Origin of the sequence: Streptomyces corchorusii, assembly GCF_001514055.1 — a bacterium.
Lineage (GTDB): Bacteria > Actinomycetota > Actinomycetes > Streptomycetales > Streptomycetaceae > Streptomyces > Streptomyces olivaceoviridis.
This window is the reverse complement of the sequence record NZ_KQ948354.1, coordinates 291,324-309,345: the sequence shown is the minus strand read 5'-3', so window position 1 is coordinate 309,345 and position 18,022 is coordinate 291,324. Positions and strand designations below refer to the sequence as shown.

The following is an 18,022-nucleotide window of genomic DNA, read 5'->3' as shown; positions in this document are numbered from 1 at the left end:
GGAATGATCAGAGTGCTCGTCGTGGACGACCAGTTCCTCATCCGCGCCGGACTCGTCGGCCTGCTCGACGCGGCGCCCGGCTTCGAGGTGGTGGGCGAGGCGGGGGACGGTGAGCAGGCCGTGCGGCTCGCCGCCGAGACCCGGCCCGACGTCGTCCTCATGGACATCCGGATGCCCGGCGTCAACGGCATCGAGGCCACCGAACGGATCCTCGCCGAGGCCGCCGACCGGCCGCCCCGGGTCCTGGTGCTGACCACCTTCGACCTGGACGAGTACGTGTACGGCGCGCTGCGCGCCGGCGCCTCCGGTTTCCTCCTGAAGGACTCCGGCCCCGAGCGGCTGCTGGCGGCGGTCACGGCGGTCGACGGCGGCGACGCCCTGTTCGCCCCCAGCGTCACCCGGCGCCTGGTGGAGTCCTTCGCCCGCCGGCAGGAGCCCGTCCACACCGCGCCGCCGCCCGACCTGGGCGTGCTCACCTCCCGCGAGGTGGAGGTCCTCAGACTCACCGCCCGCGGCCTGTCCAACCTGGAGATCGCCGACCGCCTCTACATCAGCGAGGCCACCGTCAAGACCCACCTCAACCGCACCATGACCAAGCTCGACCTCGGCAGCCGGGCGCAGGCGGTGGTGCTGGCGTACGAGACGGGACTGGTGACCCCTGGCGGTTGACCGCCGCCCTGGCATCCTTTTGCTCGGCGCGTACCGCGCGACCTGCAAGGAAGACGGGGGAAGAGGGGAAGAGGGGGTAGGCGATGCCTCGGTGGAAAGCCCTGCCGGAGGATCTGGACCCGCAGATGAGGGAGCTCACCGTCCGGTTGCGGCAACTGGCCGACCGCAGTGGCCTGAACACCGCGGCACTGGCCGACCGCACGGGCTACGGCAGGACGTCCTGGGAGCGCTACCTGGGCGGCCGGCTCCTCGCCCCCAAGGGCGCGGTCATCGCCCTCGCCGAGGTCACGGGCGCCGACCCCGGCCCCCTGGCCGCCCTGTGGGAACGGGCCGAACGGTCCTGGACCCGGGCGGAGTCGAACGACGACCACACGCTCCAGGCCATCGGCATCACCGAATCCCAAGCGGCCCTGGGCGCCCTGGCCCGCCCGGCGGAGGAATCCGGCCGGGTGCCTGGGGCAAGGCCGCCGGGACGGGCCGCCGGGACCGCCGGGGGCACGTCCGCGGGGCTGGCTGGCGGAGCGACCGGGAGCAGGCCCCAGGGGTCGGCCGGGGGTACGTCCGTGAGGTCGGACGGCCGGAAGGGCGCCGGTGCGGGCGAGGGCGGTGGCCTCGCGGCCGCACTGGGGATCGCCGGTCCCGCCGGTGTCTCGCCCAAGATCCCGGCCCAGCCGACGGACTCGAAGCCCGCCGACGTCCGCGACAGCGCGCCGGACGGTACCGGGACCGGCGACGACCCGGGCACCGGCAGCGCCGTCGGCTCCGGCGCGGCGGGGAGCGGCGACCGGGGTGCGGGTTCCGGCGCCGGCTCGGGCGCGGGCAGCGGCAAAGCCTCCGCCACGGCGAGGGTGAGCGGCCAAGGTCCGGCGGCGGGCGGCGGCTCGGACACGGGCGGCGGCGATGGTTCGGACGAGGTCGGGAGCGCCGGCTCGGGCACGGGTTCCGGCGCCGGCTCGGGCGCGGCGGGGGCAAGCGGCCGGGATGCGGCGCCGGGCGGTGGCTCGGGCGCAGGCAGTGGCGACGGCTCGGGCTCGGGGCCGAGGGGCGGCGACGGCCCCGGCGCGGGGCGTGGCGGTGGCCCCGAAGCGGAGGGCGGCCGTCGCGCCGGTGCGGCGGCAGGCGCCGACTCCCGTACCGCCGCCGGCGATGACGACCCGCCCGTCGGGAACTCCTGGGGCCTGGCCGGTTACCGGGGCCCGTCGAAGGCGAGCGTCCGCCCTGGCACCCGGCCCCCCGGCCCGGCGCAGACTCCGTCCCCCTCCCTGAGCCCGGACACGCCCGCCCGGACCTCGGGCCTCCCGACCGGAGCACCGGGCGCGGCTGCCCGGTTCCCGGACGCCCCCGGCGGAGGCCCGAGCACCTCTGCCTGGCCCCCGGGCCTCACCGTGGGAACCCCGGCCGCCTCCCCCCGCACCCCGGGCCGCGCCGCGGGAACCCCGGCCGGCCCTGTCCGTACGTCAAGCGTCCCGGGCGGAGCCTCAGGCACCTCTGCCCGCACCACGGGCGTCCCCGGCGGAGCCCCGGCCACTCCTGCCCGCACCCCAGGCGCACCCGGCGGAGCCGTCGGCGGGCAAGCCGTGGTTCCCCTCGGGCGGTGGTCCGTGCACCGGCAGCAGGTGGTGATGTTCTTCGCGGGGCTGGTCGGTGTCGGGGTGCTCATCGCCGGGGCCTTCTTCTTCACCCACCGGGGTGGGGACGGGAACCCGGACGCGGGTGCCCGCACGTCCCCCTCCCCGTCCGCCCCGGCACGGACGAGTCCGCCCCCCGGCGTGAAGTGCGCCGGCGCCGCCTGTACCGGCAAGGACGCGGAGGCGATGGGGTGCAGCGGTGACCTGGTGAGCACCGCGAAGACCGCCACCGTCGGCACCACCACCCTGGAGGTCCGCTACAGCAAGGCGTGCGGCACGGCCTGGGGCCGGATCACCAGCGGCGCGCCGGGCGACACCGTACGGGTGACCATGGGCAAGGCCCGGCAGACGGGTGGCATCACCGCCGCGGGGGACACCATCGGCTACACCCCGATGGTCGCCGTACACGACCCGGCACAGGCCACGGCCTGCGCCACGCTCGCCTCGGGCGCGACCGGCTGCACGGACTAGCCGCGGCACCCGCGTGCGGCCGGGCGGAAGAAACGGAGGGGGAATTTCCAGAAGACGGCGCATACGGGGCCGGATCCTGGGCACGCGCACGGTGTCCCCCCACGGGAGTCCGGCACGCCGGTACCCCCACCGGCGGCCGTCTCCGTCCCCCCTCTCCCGGACGGGCGGCCGCCTCTTCCGTACCCCCTCCGGCACCCCTCCCGGCAGGGGTCGCATCCCGTGATCCCCTTGTGGGGTGAGCCACACGGCCCCGGACGTCTCACCTGCCGGATGCGCGATAGCCTGACCGCTGGATCTCTCTTGACGCCAAGAGATCGATCATCCGCCCGGGGCAGGGTGCCCCACCGCCAGCTGTCATACGGAGAACGCCATGACCCGCACTCCCGTGAACGTCACCGTCACCGGCGCGGCCGGCCAGATCGGTTACGCCCTGCTCTTCCGCATCGCCTCGGGCCAGCTGCTCGGCGCGGACGTGCCGGTCCGCCTGCGCCTCCTTGAGATCACCCCGGCCCTGAAGGCCGCCGAGGGCACGGCCATGGAGCTGGACGACTGCGCCTTCCCGCTGCTCCAGGGCATCGACATCACCGACGACCCGAACGTCGCGTTCGACGGCGCCAACGTGGCCCTGCTGGTGGGCGCCCGTCCGCGCACCAAGGGCATGGAGCGCGGTGACCTGCTGGAGGCCAACGGCGGCATCTTCAAGCCGCAGGGCAAGGCCATCAACGACCACGCGGCGGACGACATCAGGGTCCTCGTCGTCGGCAACCCGGCCAACACCAACGCGCTCATCGCGCAGGCCGCCGCCCCGGACGTCCCGGCCGAGCGCTTCACCGCGATGACCCGCCTGGACCACAACCGTGCGCTGACCCAGCTGGCGAAGAAGACGGGCAGCAGCGTCTCCGACATCAAGCGGCTCACCATCTGGGGCAACCACTCCGCCACCCAGTACCCGGACATCTTCCACGCCACGGTCGCCGGCAAGAACGCCGCCGAGGTGGTGAACGACGAGAAGTGGCTGGCCGAGGACTTCATCCCGACCGTCGCCAAGCGCGGTGCGGCGATCATCGAGGCCCGTGGCGCGTCCTCCGCCGCCTCCGCCGCCAACGCCGCGATCGACCACGTCCACACCTGGGTCAACGGCACCGCCGAGGGTGACTGGACCTCCATGGGCATCCCGTCGGACGGCTCCTACGGCGTCCCGGAGGGCCTGATCTCCTCCTTCCCGGTCACCTGCAAGGACGGCAAGTACGAGATCGTCCAGGGCCTGGACGTCAACGAGTTCTCCCGGGCCCGCATCGACGCCTCCGTCAAGGAGCTGGAGGAGGAGCGCGAGGCGGTCCGCGGCCTCGGCCTCATCTGATCCGACGTGGTGTCACCCGGCGCCGGTGCGCTATAGTTGATCACGCACCGGCCGCCGGAAACCCGGCACCAGGTGATGCGTTGGTGGTCCAAGGAAAGACGCCCCGCTTCCTGCGGGGAGATGCAGGTGCAAGGCCTGCCCGGCGCTCCATGTACGAGGTCCCCTTCCGCGGTGGCGGAAGGGGACCTCGTTCGTTGTGGGCCGGTCCACGCCCCCCACGCCCGCGCACGGGAACTGACGCCCCGTGAGTCAGGTGTGCTCCAGTTCGTGCTGGAGCTCGGAGATGTCCACGGACTGCGCCGGGGCCGGGGTGGCGGACGGGACCGGCTCGTCGTACCCCGTGAAGGTCAGGTCCTGGTCGGTGCCGGGTCCCTGCCGCGTGGCCCGGACCAGGCGGTGCGGGCCGGCCGAGGTGACGTAGAGGGTGATCTTCTTGCCGTCGTCCTCGGTTCCGGTCAGCGGGATCACCTTCGTGCCGTCGACCTTGGTCTCCTTGCCCTTGGTCAGCGCGGTGCGGGGGGAGGGCTCGGCGGCGGCCTCCCTCTGGAAGACGCTCAGGTCGCAGGTGTCGGACATGCCCCGGAGCACGGCGTCCTTCGTGGAGCCGTGCAGATAGCGGTTCTTCAGGCGTGCGGCCACGGCATCGCCCCGGCGGTCGGGCAACTGCGCCTTCCAGAACGCGGCGTCCGGCTTCATCCACACCTGGTCGCCCCGCTTGACCAGGGCGACGCTGCCGCCGTCGTCGCCCATGACCAGCCTGCCCACGCAGTTGCCGCCGCGGTCGAGCGTCAGCTCCAGCGTGGCCGGGGCGGTCCGGTCGCCGGCCGCGCGGTGATCCGCGAACCCGAGGTGCACCGAACGCGCCGCGAGCAGACGGGCGCGCGCCTCGCGCGCGAGGGCGCGGGCGCTCGGACCGTCGTCCGCGGGGGTCCTCGGGGCGCCGGAACCGGAGCGTGCCGGGGCCGGGAGAGCGGGTGTCGCGGCGGCCGGAACAGGGGACGCGGGCGCCGCGGCGGGGGCCGTACCGGGCAGGGCGAACGGGGTCAGCAGGGCCGCGGTGATGCTTGCCCCCGCACAGAGTCGCGATCCACGAGCCATCGCGCCACCTCCCGACCCCCCTCCTCACCCTACTTTTGCCCCTTTTCGACCGCATTTTCAGTGACGCGGCGCACTTTCGGCCACCGATTGCGCATGCGATGCGAGGCCCTGGGCAGGCGGCGACGGTCCCCAGCCGAGGCAGCTCTGTCACGTAGGGGCACGGATCGAAAACGGAAGGCGACACCGATCATGGCGGACAGAACGGAACGACACGCCCGGGCGACCATCCACGCGGGCGGCGAGTGGCTGACGGCGGTCTCCGGCGCGACCCGGGAGATCCTCGACCCCGCGGACGCCCGGCCGTTCGCCGTGGTCGCCGAGGGCGACGAGAAGGACGCCGAGCGCGCGGTGGCCGCCGCCCGGCACGCGTTCGACCGGGGCCCCTGGCCGCACACCCCGGTCGCCGAGCGCGCCGCCCTGCTGCGCCGCGTCGCCGACCTGCTGGTGCGCGACCGCGAGGAGCTCGGCCTGCTGGAGAGCCGAGACGCGGGCAAGACCGTCGAGGAGGGCCGCGTCGACATCGACTGCGTCGCCGACGCCTTCCGCTACTTCGCCGACCTGGTCGCCGCCGAGGCCCCGGGCCGGGTCGTCGACGCGGGCTCGCCCGACATCCACAGCGTGGTCGTCCACGAACCGGTCGGCGTCTGCGCGTTGATCACCCCCTGGAACTACCCGCTCCTCCAGGCCAGCTGGAAGATCGCCCCGGCGCTCGCCGCCGGCAACACCTTCGTGATCAAGCCCAGCGAGATCACCCCGATGACCACCATCGCCCTGATCGAGCTGCTGGCCGAGGCGGGCCTGCCCGCGGGCGTGGCCAACCTCGTCACCGGCCCCGGTCACACGGTCGGCGCCCGGCTCGCCGAGCATCCCGACGTCGACCTGGTCTCCTTCACCGGCGGTCTGCTCAGCGGCACCAAGGTCGCCCAGGCCGCCGCGCCCACCGTCAAGAAGGTCGCCCTCGAACTCGGCGGCAAGAACCCCAACGTGGTCTTCGCCGACGCCTGCGCCACCGAGGAGGGCTTCGACACCGCCGTCGACCAGGCCCTCAACGCGGCCTTCATCCACAGCGGCCAGGTCTGCTCGGCCGGCGCCCGCCTCATCGTCGAGGAGTCGGTCCGCGAGCGCTTCGTCGCCGAACTCGCCCGCCGGGCCCAGCGGATCAGGCTCGGCCGCGGCACGGCCGACGGCGTCGAGTGCGGCCCGCTCGTCTCCGAGCAGCAGCGCGCCAAGGTCGAGGCGTACGTCGCCTCCGCGCTCGAAGAGGGTGCCGTGCTGCGCTGCGGCGGCAAACGGCCGGAGCCGTCACCGCAGCGCCCCGAGGGCGGTTACTTCTACGAGCCGACCGTCCTCGACGCCTGCCACCGCGAGATGCGGGTCGTCCGCGAGGAGGTCTTCGGCCCGGTCCTCACCGTCGAGACCTTCCGCACCGAGGAAGAGGCCGTCTTCCTCGCCAACGACACCGAGTACGGCCTCGCGGGCGCCGTCTGGACCTCCGACGCCGGCCGCGCCCGCAGGGTCGCCGCCCGGCTGCGCCACGGCACCGTCTGGATCAACGACTTCCACCCCTACCTGCCGCAGGCGGAGTGGGGCGGCTTCGGCAGGAGCGGCACCGGCCGCGAGCTGGGGCCGGCCGGCCTCGCCGAGTACCGCGAGACCAAGCACGTCTACCAGAACCTCGCGCCGAAGCCGGTGCGCTGGTTCGCCGGCTGAGCCCCGCCCCGTAAGCCGTCCGTCCCCACCTGGAGCAGCACCCCCATGTCCCACACCACGCACGTCTACGACTACGTCGTCATCGGCGGCGGCACGGCGGGCTCCGTCATCGCCTCCCGCCTCACCGAGAACCCCGACGTCACCGTCGCCGTCATCGAGGGCGGCCCGAGCGACGTCGGCCGCGACGACGTCCTCACCCTGCGCCGCTGGATGGGCCTGCTCGGCGGCGAACTCGACTACGACTACCCGACGGTGGAGCAGCCCCGCGGCAACTCCCACATCCGGCACAGCCGCGCCCGCGTCCTCGGCGGCTGCTCCTCGCACAACACCCTCATCTCGTTCAAGCCCCTGCCCTCCGACTGGGACGAGTGGGAGGAGGCCGGCGCCAAGGGCTGGGGCGCCGTCCCCATGGAGGCCTACTTCGCCCGCCTCAAGAACAACATCGTCTCCGTCGACGAGAAGGACCGGAACGCCATCGCCCGCGACTTCGTCGACGCGGCCCGGTCGGCGCTCGGGGTACCCCGGGTCGAGGGCTTCAACCGCAAGCCGTTCACCGAGGGCGTCGGCTTCTTCGACCTCGCCTACCACCCCGAGGACAACAAGCGCTCCTCGGCGTCGGTGGCGTACCTGCACCCGGTGATGGACGAGCGGCCCAACCTCCGCCTCTTCCTGGAGACCTGGGCGTACCGGCTGGAACTGGACGGCACCCGCGCCGAGGGCGTCCACGTGCGCACCAAGGACGGCGAGGAACTGCTGGTCCGCGCCCGCGAGGAGGTCGTCCTGTGCGCGGGCGCCGTCGACTCCCCGCGCCTGCTGCTCCACTCGGGCATCGGCCCCGCCGAGGACCTCCGGGCGCTCGGCATCCCCGTCGTGCACGACCTGCCGGGCGTCGGCGAGAACCTGCTCGACCACCCCGAGTCGGTCATCGTCTGGGAGACCCACGGCCCGATCCCGGAGAACTCCGCGATGGACTCCGACGCGGGCCTGTTCGTCCGCCGCGACCCCGCACACGCGGGCCCGGACCTGATGTTCCACTTCTACCAGATCCCGTTCACGGACAACCCGGAGCGCCTGGGCTACGAACGCCCGCGGTACGGCGTCTCGATGACCCCCAACATCCCCAAGCCGAAGAGCCGTGGCCGCCTCTACCTGACCAGCGCCGACCCTGCCGTCAAGCCGGCGCTCGACTTCCGCTACTTCACCGACGAGGACGACTACGACGCGCGCACTCTCGTCGACGGCATCCGCATCGCCCGGGAGATCGCCAGGACCGAGCCGCTGGCCGGCTGGCTCAAGCGCGAGGTCTGCCCCGGCCCCGAGATCCTCGGCGACGCCGAGCTGAGCGAGTACGCACGCAAGGTCGCGCACACCGTCTACCACCCGGCCGGCACCTGCAAGATGGGCGCCGCCGACGACGAACTCGCCGTGGTCGACCCGGAGTTGAAGATCCGGGGCCTCGACGGCATTCGCATCGCCGACGCGTCCGTCTTCCCGACCATGACCGCCGTGAACCCGATGATCGGGGTGCTCATGGTCGGGGAGAAGGCCGTCGACCTGATCGGAGGTGACCGATGAGTCTCACCGTCCCCACCCGCAAGCCGCCCACCACGACCGAGCCCGTCTTCTCGGTGTCCGGACTGTGGAAGGTGTTCGGCCCCAAGCCCGAGCGCGTCCCCGAGGACCCGGAACTCGGCACGCTGACCCCCGCCGAACTCCGCTCCCGCACCGGCTGCACGGCCGCCGTCCGGGACGTCTCCTTCGACGTCCGCAAGGGCGAGGTCTTCGTCGTGATGGGCCTGTCCGGCTCCGGCAAGTCCACCCTGGTCCGCTGCCTGACCCGCCTGATCGAGCCGACGGCGGGCACGATCGCCATCGACGGCGAGGACGTCCGCGCGATGGACAAGGCCCGTCTGCGCGAGCTGCGCCGGCACCGGGCCGCGATGGTCTTCCAGCACTTCGGCCTCCTGCCGCACCGCACGGTCCTCGACAACGTCGCCTACGGCCTGGAGATCCAGGGCGTCGGCAAGTCCGAACGCCGCGAGCGCGCCGCCCGGTTCATCGCCAAGGTCGGCCTCGAAGGCATGGAGAAGCGCCGCCCCGGCCAGCTCTCCGGCGGCCAGCGCCAGCGGGTGGGCCTGGCCCGGGCACTGGCGGTGGACCCCGAGGTGCTGCTCTTCGACGAGCCGTTCAGCGCCCTCGACCCGCTCATCCGGCGCGACATGCAGGACGAGGTGGCCCGCCTGCACCGCGAGGAGGGCCGCACCATGGTCTTCATCACCCACGACCTCACCGAGGCCCTCAAACTCGGCGACCGCATCGCCCTGATGCGCGACGGCCAGGTGGTCCAGCTGGGCACCCCCGAGGAGATCGTCGGCAGCCCGGCCGACGACTACGTCCGCGAGTTCGTCCGGGACGTGCCGCGCGAACAGGTGATGACGGCACGCAGGGCGATGCGCCCGGCCTCCGCCGCGGAAACGGCCGAGGGCCCCGCGGTGCGCCCCGAGGCCACGGTGGCCGAGGCCATCGAGGCGGTGGCCCGCGCGGGCACCCCGGCCCGCGTCATGGACAAGGGCCGCTGCCTCGGCGTGGTCGACCACGAGCGACTGCTCGGCGTGGTGGCGGGCGTGGACACGGCGACAGCCACGCCGGCGCGGGACGACGCTGCCGCCGCAGCCGCGGGCGGCCGTGCCGCCGGGACGGCGCCCGGCCCGAAGAAGGCGGCACCCGGCCGGCGCCGGCAAGCGACCGCACCCGGCCCCCGCACCAGCCCGGAGGCCGTCTGATGGCAACGCTCAGCATCCCGACCTCCGGCACGGGCAAACCCCGCGTCCTCAGAAGCCGGGCCGTGGGTAAACTCCTGCTGCTCGCCCTCCTCACTGCGGTCCTCCTGCCGCTCCTCGGCCGCTGGGGCAACGGCTCCTGGCCGCACGCGCTGACGGTCCGCCTCGACGCACCCCTCGCCACCGCCAGCGACTGGGTCATGGACAACCGGGACAGCCACCCGCTGTTCCTGTACTTCTTCGGCTACGTCAGCAACGCCGTCATCTGGGCCGTCCGGGCCGTCTACCTCACCCTCCTCGCCGCCGGCTGGGCAGGCGTCACCGCCTTCGCCGCCCTGCTCGCCTGGCGCGTGGCCGGTGTCCGGCTGGCCGCCGGCACAGCCGTCGCCTTCCTCGCCTGCGGCGCCCTCGACATGTGGGTCCCGACCATGCAGACCCTCGCGCTGATGGTCGTGGCGGTCCTCGCCTCCGTCGTCGTCGGCGCGCTCCTCGGCCTGGCCGCCGGCCTCTCCGACCGCCTGGACCGCGCCCTGCGCCCGGTCCTGGACACCATGCAGGTGCTCCCGGCCTTCGCCTACCTCCTCCCCGTCGTCCTGGTCTTCGGCATCGGCGTCCCCGCGGCCGTCCTCGCCACCGTCGTCTACGCCGCCCCGCCGATGGCCCGCCTCACCGCGCTCGGCCTGCGCGGCGCCGACCCCGAAGTCCTGGAGGCCGTGGAGTCGCTCGGCGCCACCCGCCGCCAGCGGCTGCTGACGGCCCGCATCCCGCTGGCCCGCAAGGAACTCCTCCTCGGCCTCAACCAGACGATCATGATGGCCCTGTCCATGGCCGTGATCGCCGCCGTCATCGGCGCCGGCGGCCTCGGCGACCGCGTCTACCAGGCCCTCGCCTCCGTCGACGTCGGCGCGGCCCTCGCGGCCGGCATCCCCATCGTGCTGCTCGCGGTGGTCCTGGACCGCGTGACCGCCGCCGCCGGGGACGGCACCGCCCGCCCCCGCACGATCGGCTGGCCGTACGCCCTCGCCGTCACCGCGGCCGTCGCCCTCGCCACCCGCCTCCTCGGCGCGCCGGACTGGCCCGGCGGCTGGACCGTGGGCATCGCCGAACCGGTCAACCGGGCCGTCGACTGGATGACCGCCCACCTGTACTCCGGCGTCCCGGTCGTCGGCGGCACCGCCGACTGGGCGGGCCACTTCACCACCTGGGTCCTGGACCCCGTACGCGACGGCCTCCAGTGGCTGCCCTGGTGGGCGGTGCTGCTCGTCGTCGCCGCCCTGGCCTGGCTGATCGGCACCTGGCGCACCGCGCTGACCGCCGTCCTCGCCATGGCCGCGATCGGTGTCCTCGGCGTGTGGGAGCCGTCGCTCGACACCCTCTCCCAGGTGCTGGCCGCCGTCGCCGTCACCCTCGTCCTGGGCTTCGCGACCGGCATCGCCGCCGCCCGCAGCGACCGCGTCGAACGCGCCCTGCGCCCGGTCCTGGACGTCTTCCAGACCATGCCGCAGTTCGTGTACCTGATCCCGGTCGTCGCGCTGTTCGGCGTGGGCCGCGCGCCCGCCGTCGCCGCGGCCGTCGTCTACGCGCTGCCGGCCGTCGTCCGGATCACCGCGCAGGGCCTGCGCCAGGTCGACCAGGCCGCGCTGGAGTCCGCGCGCTCGCTGGGCGCGACCGGCCGCCAGCAGCTGTGGCAGGTCCAGCTCCCGCTGGCCCGGCGCGCGCTGCTGCTCGCCGTCAACCAGGGCGTGGTACTGGTCCTCGCCGTCGTCATCATCGGCGGCCTGGTCGGCGGCGGCGCCCTCGGCTACGACGTCGCGTTCGGCCTCGCCCAGGGCGACCTGGCGACCGGTCTGGTCGCCGGCGGCGCCATCGTCTGCCTGGGCCTGATGCTGGACCGGGTGACCCAGCCGACCGAGCGGCGCGCGAAGAAGGGAGCCTGACATGCGACGTCGTACGACCGCCCTGGTGGGCTCACTGGTGCTGCTGACCGCGACCGGCTGCGGCGCCGCCGACATGACCAAGCAGGCCTCGCCCTTCGCGAACGCCGGGGGCGCGAAGTCGGTCACCCTGTCCGTGCAGTCCTGGGTGGGCGCGCAGTCCAACGTGGCCGTCGCCCAGTACATCCTCCAGCACAAGCTCGGCTACCGCGTGGACACCGTCCAGGTCGACGAGGTGCCCGCCTGGGACGCGCTCAGCCAGGGCCGGGTCGACGCCCTCCTGGAGGACTGGGGCCACCCGGACCAGGAGAAGCGGTACGTCCAGGACAAGAAGACGATCGCGCGCGGCGGCGACCTCGGGGTGACCGGGCACATCGGCTGGTTCGTGCCGACGTACCTCGCCAAGGAGCACCCGGACATCACCGACTGGCGCAACCTGAACAAGTACGCCTCGCTCTTCCGCACCGCGGAGAGCGGCGGCAAGGGCCAGCTGATGGACGGCTCCCCGTCCTACGTCACCAACGACAAGGCGCTGGTGAAGAACCTGAAGCTGGACTTCCAGGTGGTCTTCGCCGGTTCCGAGGCGGCCCAGATCACCCAGATGAAGCAGTTCGCCAAGGAGAAGAAGCCCTTCCTGACCTACTGGTACTCGCCCCAGTGGCTGTTCGAGAAGGTGCCGATGACGGAGGTGAAGCTGCCGCCGTACAAGGAGGGCTGCGACGCGGACGCGGCCAAGGTGGCCTGCTCCTATCCGCACACCCCGCTCCAGAAGTACCTCAACGCCGACTTCGCGCGGTCCGGCGGGAAGGCCGCGGCCTTCCTGAAGAAGTTCCGGTGGACGACGCGGGACCAGAACGAGGTCTCCCTGATGATCGCCGAACAGAAGCTGGACCCGCAGGAGGCGGCGGAGAAGTGGGTGGACAGCCACCCCGCCGTGTGGAAGAAGTGGCTGTCCTGACCGCCGTCACGCCGGCAGACCGCCGACGATCTCCCGCAGCCCGGCCTCGGCCCGCCGCTGGAGGCCCGGCCCGAAGGTGATCCGGGTGGCCCCGAGTCCGCCGAGCACGGCGGGCCCGGGGCCGTCCCCGTCCAGCCCGGCCAGAACGTTCAGCGGGCCCTTGATCCCGGCCCGCAACAGGGGCAGGACCTCCACGGGGGCGAGGATCGGGTACACGCAGTCCGCGCCCGCCGCGACGTACGAGGCGGCCCGCTCGACGGCCTGTCCGGGATCGCCGTCGCCGTGGACGAAGGTGTCCACGCGGGCGTTCACGAACAGCCGGCCGGCCGCCGCTTCGCGGACCTCGGCGAGGAACCCGGCGTGCTCGTGCGGGTCCTTGAGGACGCCCTGCTCGGAGTCCTCCAGGTTGCAGCCGACGGCCCCCGCCTCCAGCAGCCGCTCGACCAGTTCCGCCGCGCCGAGCCCGTACCCTCCCTCGACGTCCGCCGACACCGGCACGTCCACGGCCCGTGTGATCCGCGCGACCGCCGCGAACATCTCGTCGGCCGGAGTGGTCCCGTCCGCGTACCCGAGGGACGCGGCGATCCCGGCGCTCGGTGTGGCCAGCGCCGGGAACCCGGCGGCCTCCAGCACCCGCGCGCTCGCCGCGTCCCACGGCCCGGGCAGCACCAGCGGGTCCCCCGGGGCGCGCCCCCGGTGCAGCGCGCGGAACCGCTCGGCCCTGTCCCGCGCCGGGCTGCGGCTCACCCGTGCTGACCGGGCTGGTAGTGGCCCGGGGTCATCCGGAAGGCGACTCCGAACCGGTTCCAGGCGTTGATCACCGTGATCGCGGCGACCAGCTGGGCCAGCTCGGCCTCCTCGAAGTGCTTGGCGGCCCGCTCGTACACCTCGTCCGGCACGAAGCCCTCCGTCAGGACGGTGACCGCCTCGGTCAGCTCGATCGCGGCCAGCTCCTTCTCGGTGTAGAAGTGCCGGGACTCCTGCCAGGCGCTGAGCTGCACGATCCGCTCGACGCTCTCACCGGCGGCGAGGGCGTCCTTGGTGTGCATGTCGAGGCAGAACGCGCAGTGGTTGAGCTGCGAGGCGCGGATCTTCACCAGCTCGTACAGCTTGGGGTCCAGGCCCCGCCTGGCGACGCTGTCCAGGCGGATCATGGCCTTGTAGACGTCGGGGGCGTGCTCGGCCCAGGGCAGGCGCGGGGCTTCTTCGGGGGCGTACGCGGTGGTTTCCTGTGCAGTGGTCATGCCTCGACTCTAGGAGTGAGGCTGCCCAGGAGTATGGTCCATTTCCATGGCGGAATCGTGGGCCACTCTGGGCGTCGACCTGCACCTCGAACCGAGCGGCTCGGGCGGTCTGCGCCGGGGCCTGACCGACGCCCTGCGCGACGCGGTCCGCTCCGGCCGGCTCGCCCCCGGCACCCGGCTGCCGTCCTCCCGCTCGCTCGCCGCCGACCTCGGCATCGCCCGCAACACCGTCGCCGAGGCCTACGCCGACCTAGTCGCCGAGGGCTGGCTCACCGCCCGCCAGGGCTCCGGCACCCGAGTGGCACCGGGCACGCCCGGCACCGGCGCGCCCTCCCGCACCCGCCCCGCCCCCGGAACACCCCGCGCCACCACCCCGGCGACCTCGCACCGCGCCCCCGCCCGCCCGCTCCACGACCTCGTCCCCGGCACCCCCGACCTCGCCGCCTTCCCGCGCACCGAGTGGCTGAAGGCCGCCCGCCGGGCCCTGGCCACGGCCCCCTTCCACGCCTTCGGCTACGGCGACCCGCGCGGCCGGCCCGAACTGCGCACCGCCCTCGCCGGCTACCTCGCGCGGGCCCGCGGCGTGCGCACCGACCCCGACGCGATCCTGATCACCGCGGGTTTCTCGCACGCCCTGACGATCCTCGGCACGGTGCTGCGGGCGCGCGGGGTGCGGACGGTGGCCGTGGAGTCGTACGGCCTGGACGTCCACTGGGCGCTGCTGCGCGGGGCGGGCCTGGCCACGCCCGCGCTGCCGTACGACACACTGGGCACCGACCCCGCCGAGCCGGGGACCGCCGGTGCGGTGCTGCTGACCCCGGCGCACCAGTTCCCCATGGGCACCGCCCTGCACCCCGACCGGCGGGCCGCCGTGGTCGCCTGGGCCCGGCGCACCGGCGGGCTGGTCCTGGAGGACGACTACGACGGCGAGTTCCGCTACGACCGCCAGCCCGTCGGCGCCTTGCAGGGCCTCGCCCCCGACCGGGTCGTCTACCTCGGCACGGCCAGCAAGTCGCTCGCGCCCGGACTGCGGCTGGGCTGGATGGTGCTCCCGCCGGCCCTCGCGGCGGAGGCGGCCTCGGCCAAGGGCCACGCCGACACCGTCGGCGTGCTGGATCAGCTCACCCTCGCGGAGTTCCTCACCTCCGGCGCGTACGACCGCCACGTCCGCTCCTCCCGCCTGCGCTACCGGCGCCGCCGCGACGCCCTCGCCACCGCCGTCGCCGAGCGGGCACCGGAGGTGGAGGTCACGGGGATCGCGGCCGGCCTGCACGCGGTCCTGCGGCTCCCGCCCGGTACGGAGGAGTCGGTGGTCCAGGCGGCGGCATGGCAGGGCCTGGCCCTGCACGGCCTCTCCTACCACCGCCACCCCCAGGCCGTCACCGACCCGGTGGACGCCCTGGTCGTCGGCTACGGCACCCCACCGGACAGCGCGTGGACGGGGGCGCTGGAGGCGCTGTGCCGGGTGCTGCCGTGAGGAAGGTGGGGCGGTAGCGGGGGCGCCGGGAACCGCGCGACCAGCCGCACACGACCCGCACGCGCGGGACGGGCCCGCGACGGACCTACTCCACCGGCGCCTCCCCGAACCGCGCCAGCGCCAACGCCCCCGCCACGGCCACCGCGAACCCCAGCGCCGCGAGCCACCCCAGCCCCTCGCGCGTCCGGTCCCCGAGCCAGACCACCCCCACCGCGGCCGGCCCGATCGTCTCGCCGAGCACCATCCCGGCCGTCGCGGTCGTCACCGATCCCCGCTGGAGGGCCGAGGTGAGCAGCAGGAACGCGGCACCGCCACCGAGCAGCAGCGCGTAGGCGGCCGGGTTGCCCAGCAGATCCCCCACCCGCAGCGAGTCGATCAGCCGTACCGCGACCTCCACCACCCCGAACCCGAACCCGGCGCCGAGCCCCAGCAGCAGCGCCCGGGTCCGGCCGGACAGGCGCCCGCCGACCCCGCCGAGCAGCAGCACGCCCACCGCCGCGGCGACCATCGCGTACCGCAGCCAGTGCGGCCCGCCCCGGTCGCCCTCGGTGCCCGAGGCCAGCCCCAGCAGGGCGAGCCCCGCGCACACCACCCCCACGGCGGCCCACTCCACCCCGCTCAGCCGGACCCGCAGCAGCCGCGCCGCCACCACCGCCGTGACCGCGAGGCTCGCCGCCAGCGCCGCGCCCACCGCGTAGATCGGCACCGAGCGCAGGGCCGCGATCTGGAGCAGGAAGCCCAGCCCGTCCAGCGCGAGACCGGCGAGATACCGCCACTGCCGCAGCGCCCGCAGCAGCAGCGCCGCGTCCCCGCCGCCACCCCCCTCGGCGCCCGCCGTTCGCGCGGCCACCGCCTGCAACACCGTCGCCGTACCGAAGCAGACCGCCGCGCCAAGGGCGCACACCATTCCAAACAGCACGAAGTGACTCTAGGCGAGCGGTAGATGAAGGACCCGCCGGGGGGAATACTCACACCGATCTCTAGGCTGGCCGCCGAACACGGCGGCTGGATCCGGGCGACTGGATCCAGCCGGTCACGACATCCGAATCCGACGGGGGAGACACCACCATGGACCGCACACGCCGACCACTGCGCTCCGGCACGGTCGTCCTCGGCGGCGTGGGCCTGCTGGCCGCCGCGCTCACCGCCTGCTCGTCCGAACCGGACAAGCGCTGCGTCGACCGGGACAGCTACGACCTCGCCAAGGGGTACAAGGTCGTCTCGGACAAGAACTGCAAGACCACCGGCGCGTCCGGGAAGACGACGGGCAAGAAGACGCCGGGCAGGAAGACGACCGTCAAGAAGAAGGCCGACGCCGCCTGGTACTACGAGGGCGACGAGAAGAACGGCTGGGTCGACGGCGGCTCCTTCACCAAGCCCGGCAAGGGCTCGGGCAGCGGTTCGTCCGACGATGACGACGACCACCACAGCGGAAGCGGCGGAGTCCACCGCGGCGGCTTCGGCGGCGGCAAGGGCAGCTCCGGCGGCTGACCGGAACAGGCACATGGAACGCCGTACCACCACCCCCCGCCCCGGCTGGCAGCAGACCGTGGAGGCGCAGGGCCTGGTCTACCCGCTCACCCGCCACCCCGACGGCTCGCTGCGCCCCTACTGGGACGAGAGCGCCTACTACGTCTTCACCCTGGAGGAGGTGGAGGCGCTGGAGGAGACCGTCGAGGAACTCCACCGCATGTGCCTGGCCGCCGCCGGGCACATCGTGTCCGAGAACCGCCTCGCGGACCTCGGCATCACGGACCCGCGGGTGGCCGCCGCGGTCACCGAGGCCTGGCACCGCCGCGCCGAACTGCCCTCCGTCTACGGCCGTTTCGACCTGCGCTACGACGGCACGGGACCGGCGAAGCTGCTGGAGTACAACGCCGACACCCCGACCTCGCTGGTGGAGGCCGCCTCCCCGCAGTGGTTCTGGATGGAGGACCGTTTCCCCGGCGCGGACCAGTGGAACTCCCTGCACGAACGCCTGGTCGAAGCCTGGCGCGCCCAGTCGGCGCTGCTGCCCCCGGGCGGCCCGCTGCACTTCGCGCACTCCTCGGCCGACGAACTCGGCGAGGACCTGATGACGGTCGCCTACCTGAAGGAGACCGCCGAGCAGGCCGGCCTCACCACCGACTGGCTGGCCATGGAGGAGATCGGCTGGGACGCCCTCTCCGGCCGCTTCGTCGACAACCGGCTCCGCTTCATCCGCGGCATCTTCAAGCTCTACCCCTGGGAGTGGCTCACCACCGACGCCTTCGGCGGACACGTCCTGGACACCCTGGACAACGGCGGCGGCACCGGCAGCACCCTGTGGATCGAACCGGCCTGGAAGATGCTCCTGAGCAACAAGGCCCTCCTGGCGATCCTGTGGGAGCTGTACCCCGGCCACCCGAACCTCCTGCCCGCCTACCTGGACGGCCCCCGCGAGCTGACCGGCACGGCCGGCTACGTGGCCAAGCCCCTCCTCGGCCGCGAGGGCGAGGGCGTCACGATCCACGAGCCGGGATCGCCGGGCGTCCCGCGCGACGAGCCCTGCTGCTACCAGCAGTTGGCGCCCCTGCCCGCCTTCGACGGCAACCACGTGGTCCTGGGCGCCTGGGTGGTCCAGGACGAACCCGCGGGCCTCGGCCTCCGCGAGTCCACCGGCCTGATCACCGACGAGTACGCCCGCTTCCTGCCCCACGTGATCCTCTAGGGCC

General features: G+C 73.8%; 15 protein-coding genes. 11 read left to right on the top strand and 4 right to left on the bottom strand.

Features of this window, described 5'->3' with window-relative positions; translation table 11 throughout:
- The first annotated feature begins 3 nt into the window (after positions 1-3).
- The 3 genes from AQJ11_RS11415 (at position 4) to AQJ11_RS11405 (ending at position 4,128) form a co-directional block, all read left to right on the top strand.
- Complete coding sequence (locus tag AQJ11_RS11415; protein ID WP_051009717.1) at positions 4-669, top strand: response regulator; 666 nt, start codon at positions 4-6, stop codon at positions 667-669.
- 83 nt (positions 670-752) lie between these two features.
- On the top strand, positions 753-2,768 hold the full coding sequence (locus tag AQJ11_RS52115) for a DUF2690 domain-containing protein (RefSeq protein ID WP_059262948.1): 2,016 nt from the start codon (positions 753-755) through the stop codon (positions 2,766-2,768).
- A gap of 370 nt (positions 2,769-3,138) precedes the next feature.
- Entirely contained in the window at positions 3,139-4,128 is a 990-nt protein-coding gene (locus AQJ11_RS11405) for a malate dehydrogenase (protein WP_014674511.1), read from the top strand.
- Positions 4,129-4,377: 249 nt separating this feature from the next.
- Here the strand turns inward: AQJ11_RS11405 and AQJ11_RS11395 are convergent, their stop codons facing one another.
- On the bottom strand, positions 4,378-5,226 hold the full coding sequence (locus AQJ11_RS11395; protein WP_059262947.1) for a hypothetical protein: 849 nt from the start codon (positions 5,224-5,226) through the stop codon (positions 4,378-4,380).
- Positions 5,227-5,415: 189 nt separating this feature from the next.
- On the opposite strand from AQJ11_RS11395, the gene AQJ11_RS11390 reads away from it, so the two are divergent.
- Genes AQJ11_RS11390 through AQJ11_RS11370 form a run of 5 tightly spaced genes read left to right on the top strand, consistent with a single transcriptional unit; the run spans position 5,416 to position 12,608 of the window.
- Positions 5,416-6,936, top strand: a complete 1,521-nt coding sequence (locus AQJ11_RS11390) for an aldehyde dehydrogenase family protein (RefSeq protein ID WP_059262946.1) — start codon at positions 5,416-5,418, stop codon at positions 6,934-6,936.
- A gap of 45 nt (positions 6,937-6,981) precedes the next feature.
- Positions 6,982-8,511: a GMC family oxidoreductase gene (locus tag AQJ11_RS11385; RefSeq protein WP_058081641.1), complete on the top strand. Its 1,530-nt coding sequence runs from the start codon at positions 6,982-6,984 to the stop codon at positions 8,509-8,511.
- A complete protein-coding gene (locus AQJ11_RS11380) occupies positions 8,508-9,719 on the top strand; it encodes a quaternary amine ABC transporter ATP-binding protein (RefSeq protein ID WP_059262945.1) in 1,212 nt (403 codons plus the stop codon). Before AQJ11_RS11385 ends, AQJ11_RS11380 begins: the two co-directional genes overlap by 4 nt.
- Entirely contained in the window at positions 9,719-11,653 is a 1,935-nt protein-coding gene (locus tag AQJ11_RS11375) for an ABC transporter permease (RefSeq protein WP_208616480.1), read from the top strand. Before AQJ11_RS11380 ends, AQJ11_RS11375 begins: the two co-directional genes overlap by 1 nt.
- A 1-nt stretch (position 11,654) precedes the next feature.
- Positions 11,655-12,608, top strand: a complete 954-nt coding sequence (locus AQJ11_RS11370) for an ABC transporter substrate-binding protein (protein ID WP_058081643.1) — start codon at positions 11,655-11,657, stop codon at positions 12,606-12,608.
- 6 nt (positions 12,609-12,614) lie between these two features.
- Here the strand turns inward: AQJ11_RS11370 and AQJ11_RS11365 are convergent, their stop codons facing one another.
- Together AQJ11_RS11365 and AQJ11_RS11360 are read right to left on the bottom strand one after the other, a co-directional pair.
- The gene (locus AQJ11_RS11365; RefSeq protein ID WP_261340436.1) at positions 12,615-13,355 is read right to left on the bottom strand and encodes an isocitrate lyase/PEP mutase family protein; all 741 of its coding nucleotides are present in this window, start codon (positions 13,353-13,355) and stop codon (positions 12,615-12,617) included.
- A complete protein-coding gene (locus tag AQJ11_RS11360) occupies positions 13,352-13,852 on the bottom strand; it encodes a carboxymuconolactone decarboxylase family protein (RefSeq protein WP_059262944.1) in 501 nt (166 codons plus the stop codon). The genes AQJ11_RS11365 and AQJ11_RS11360 overlap by 4 nt, the downstream gene beginning before the upstream one ends.
- 46 nt (positions 13,853-13,898) lie before the next feature.
- Between AQJ11_RS11360 and pdxR the strand changes: the two genes are divergently transcribed.
- Entirely contained in the window at positions 13,899-15,329 is a 1,431-nt protein-coding gene (pdxR, locus tag AQJ11_RS11355; RefSeq protein ID WP_059262943.1) for a MocR-like pyridoxine biosynthesis transcription factor PdxR, read from the top strand.
- 85 nt (positions 15,330-15,414) lie between these two features.
- On the opposite strand, the gene AQJ11_RS11350 is transcribed toward pdxR, so the two are convergent.
- Positions 15,415-16,236, bottom strand: a complete 822-nt coding sequence (locus AQJ11_RS11350; RefSeq protein ID WP_059262942.1) for a hypothetical protein — start codon at positions 16,234-16,236, stop codon at positions 15,415-15,417.
- Between the two features lie 161 nt (positions 16,237-16,397).
- Between AQJ11_RS11350 and AQJ11_RS11345 the strand changes: the two genes are divergently transcribed.
- Together AQJ11_RS11345 and AQJ11_RS11340 are read left to right on the top strand one after the other, a co-directional pair.
- Positions 16,398-16,820 (top strand): hypothetical protein, encoded by a 423-nt coding sequence (locus tag AQJ11_RS11345; RefSeq protein ID WP_014674522.1) that lies wholly within the window; start codon positions 16,398-16,400, stop codon positions 16,818-16,820.
- 13 nt (positions 16,821-16,833) lie between these two features.
- Positions 16,834-18,018 carry a glutathionylspermidine synthase family protein gene (locus tag AQJ11_RS11340; protein WP_059262941.1) on the top strand — a complete coding sequence of 395 codons (1,185 nt, stop codon included), beginning with the start codon at positions 16,834-16,836 and terminating at the stop codon, positions 18,016-18,018.
- Positions 18,019-18,022 lie beyond the last annotated feature (4 nt).

What these genes read in the sequence shown, in the direction of transcription:
- AQJ11_RS11390 (WP_059262946.1), top strand. Translation starts at nt 5,416, where the DNA reads ATGGCGGACAGAACGGAACGACACGCCCGGGCGACCATCCACGCGGGC.
- AQJ11_RS11345 (WP_014674522.1), top strand. Translation starts at nt 16,398, where the DNA reads ATGGACCGCACACGCCGACCACTGCGCTCCGGCACGGTCGTCCTCGGC.
- AQJ11_RS11350 (WP_059262942.1), bottom strand. Translation starts at nt 16,236, where the DNA reads ATGGTGTGCGCCCTTGGCGCGGCGGTCTGCTTCGGTACGGCGACGGTG.
- AQJ11_RS11360 (WP_059262944.1), bottom strand. Translation starts at nt 13,852, where the DNA reads ATGACCACTGCACAGGAAACCACCGCGTACGCCCCCGAAGAAGCCCCG.
- AQJ11_RS11385 (WP_058081641.1), top strand. Translation starts at nt 6,982, where the DNA reads ATGTCCCACACCACGCACGTCTACGACTACGTCGTCATCGGCGGCGGC.
- AQJ11_RS52115 (WP_059262948.1), top strand. Translation starts at nt 753, where the DNA reads ATGCCTCGGTGGAAAGCCCTGCCGGAGGATCTGGACCCGCAGATGAGG.
- AQJ11_RS11380 (WP_059262945.1), top strand. Translation starts at nt 8,508, where the DNA reads ATGAGTCTCACCGTCCCCACCCGCAAGCCGCCCACCACGACCGAGCCC.
- AQJ11_RS11415 (WP_051009717.1), top strand. Translation starts at nt 4, where the DNA reads ATGATCAGAGTGCTCGTCGTGGACGACCAGTTCCTCATCCGCGCCGGA.
- AQJ11_RS11340 (WP_059262941.1), top strand. Translation starts at nt 16,834, where the DNA reads ATGGAACGCCGTACCACCACCCCCCGCCCCGGCTGGCAGCAGACCGTG.
- pdxR (WP_059262943.1), top strand. Translation starts at nt 13,899, where the DNA reads ATGGCGGAATCGTGGGCCACTCTGGGCGTCGACCTGCACCTCGAACCG.
- AQJ11_RS11375 (WP_208616480.1), top strand. Translation starts at nt 9,719, where the DNA reads ATGGCAACGCTCAGCATCCCGACCTCCGGCACGGGCAAACCCCGCGTC.
- AQJ11_RS11370 (WP_058081643.1), top strand. Translation starts at nt 11,655, where the DNA reads ATGCGACGTCGTACGACCGCCCTGGTGGGCTCACTGGTGCTGCTGACC.
- AQJ11_RS11405 (WP_014674511.1), top strand. Translation starts at nt 3,139, where the DNA reads ATGACCCGCACTCCCGTGAACGTCACCGTCACCGGCGCGGCCGGCCAG.
- AQJ11_RS11395 (WP_059262947.1), bottom strand. Translation starts at nt 5,226, where the DNA reads ATGGCTCGTGGATCGCGACTCTGTGCGGGGGCAAGCATCACCGCGGCC.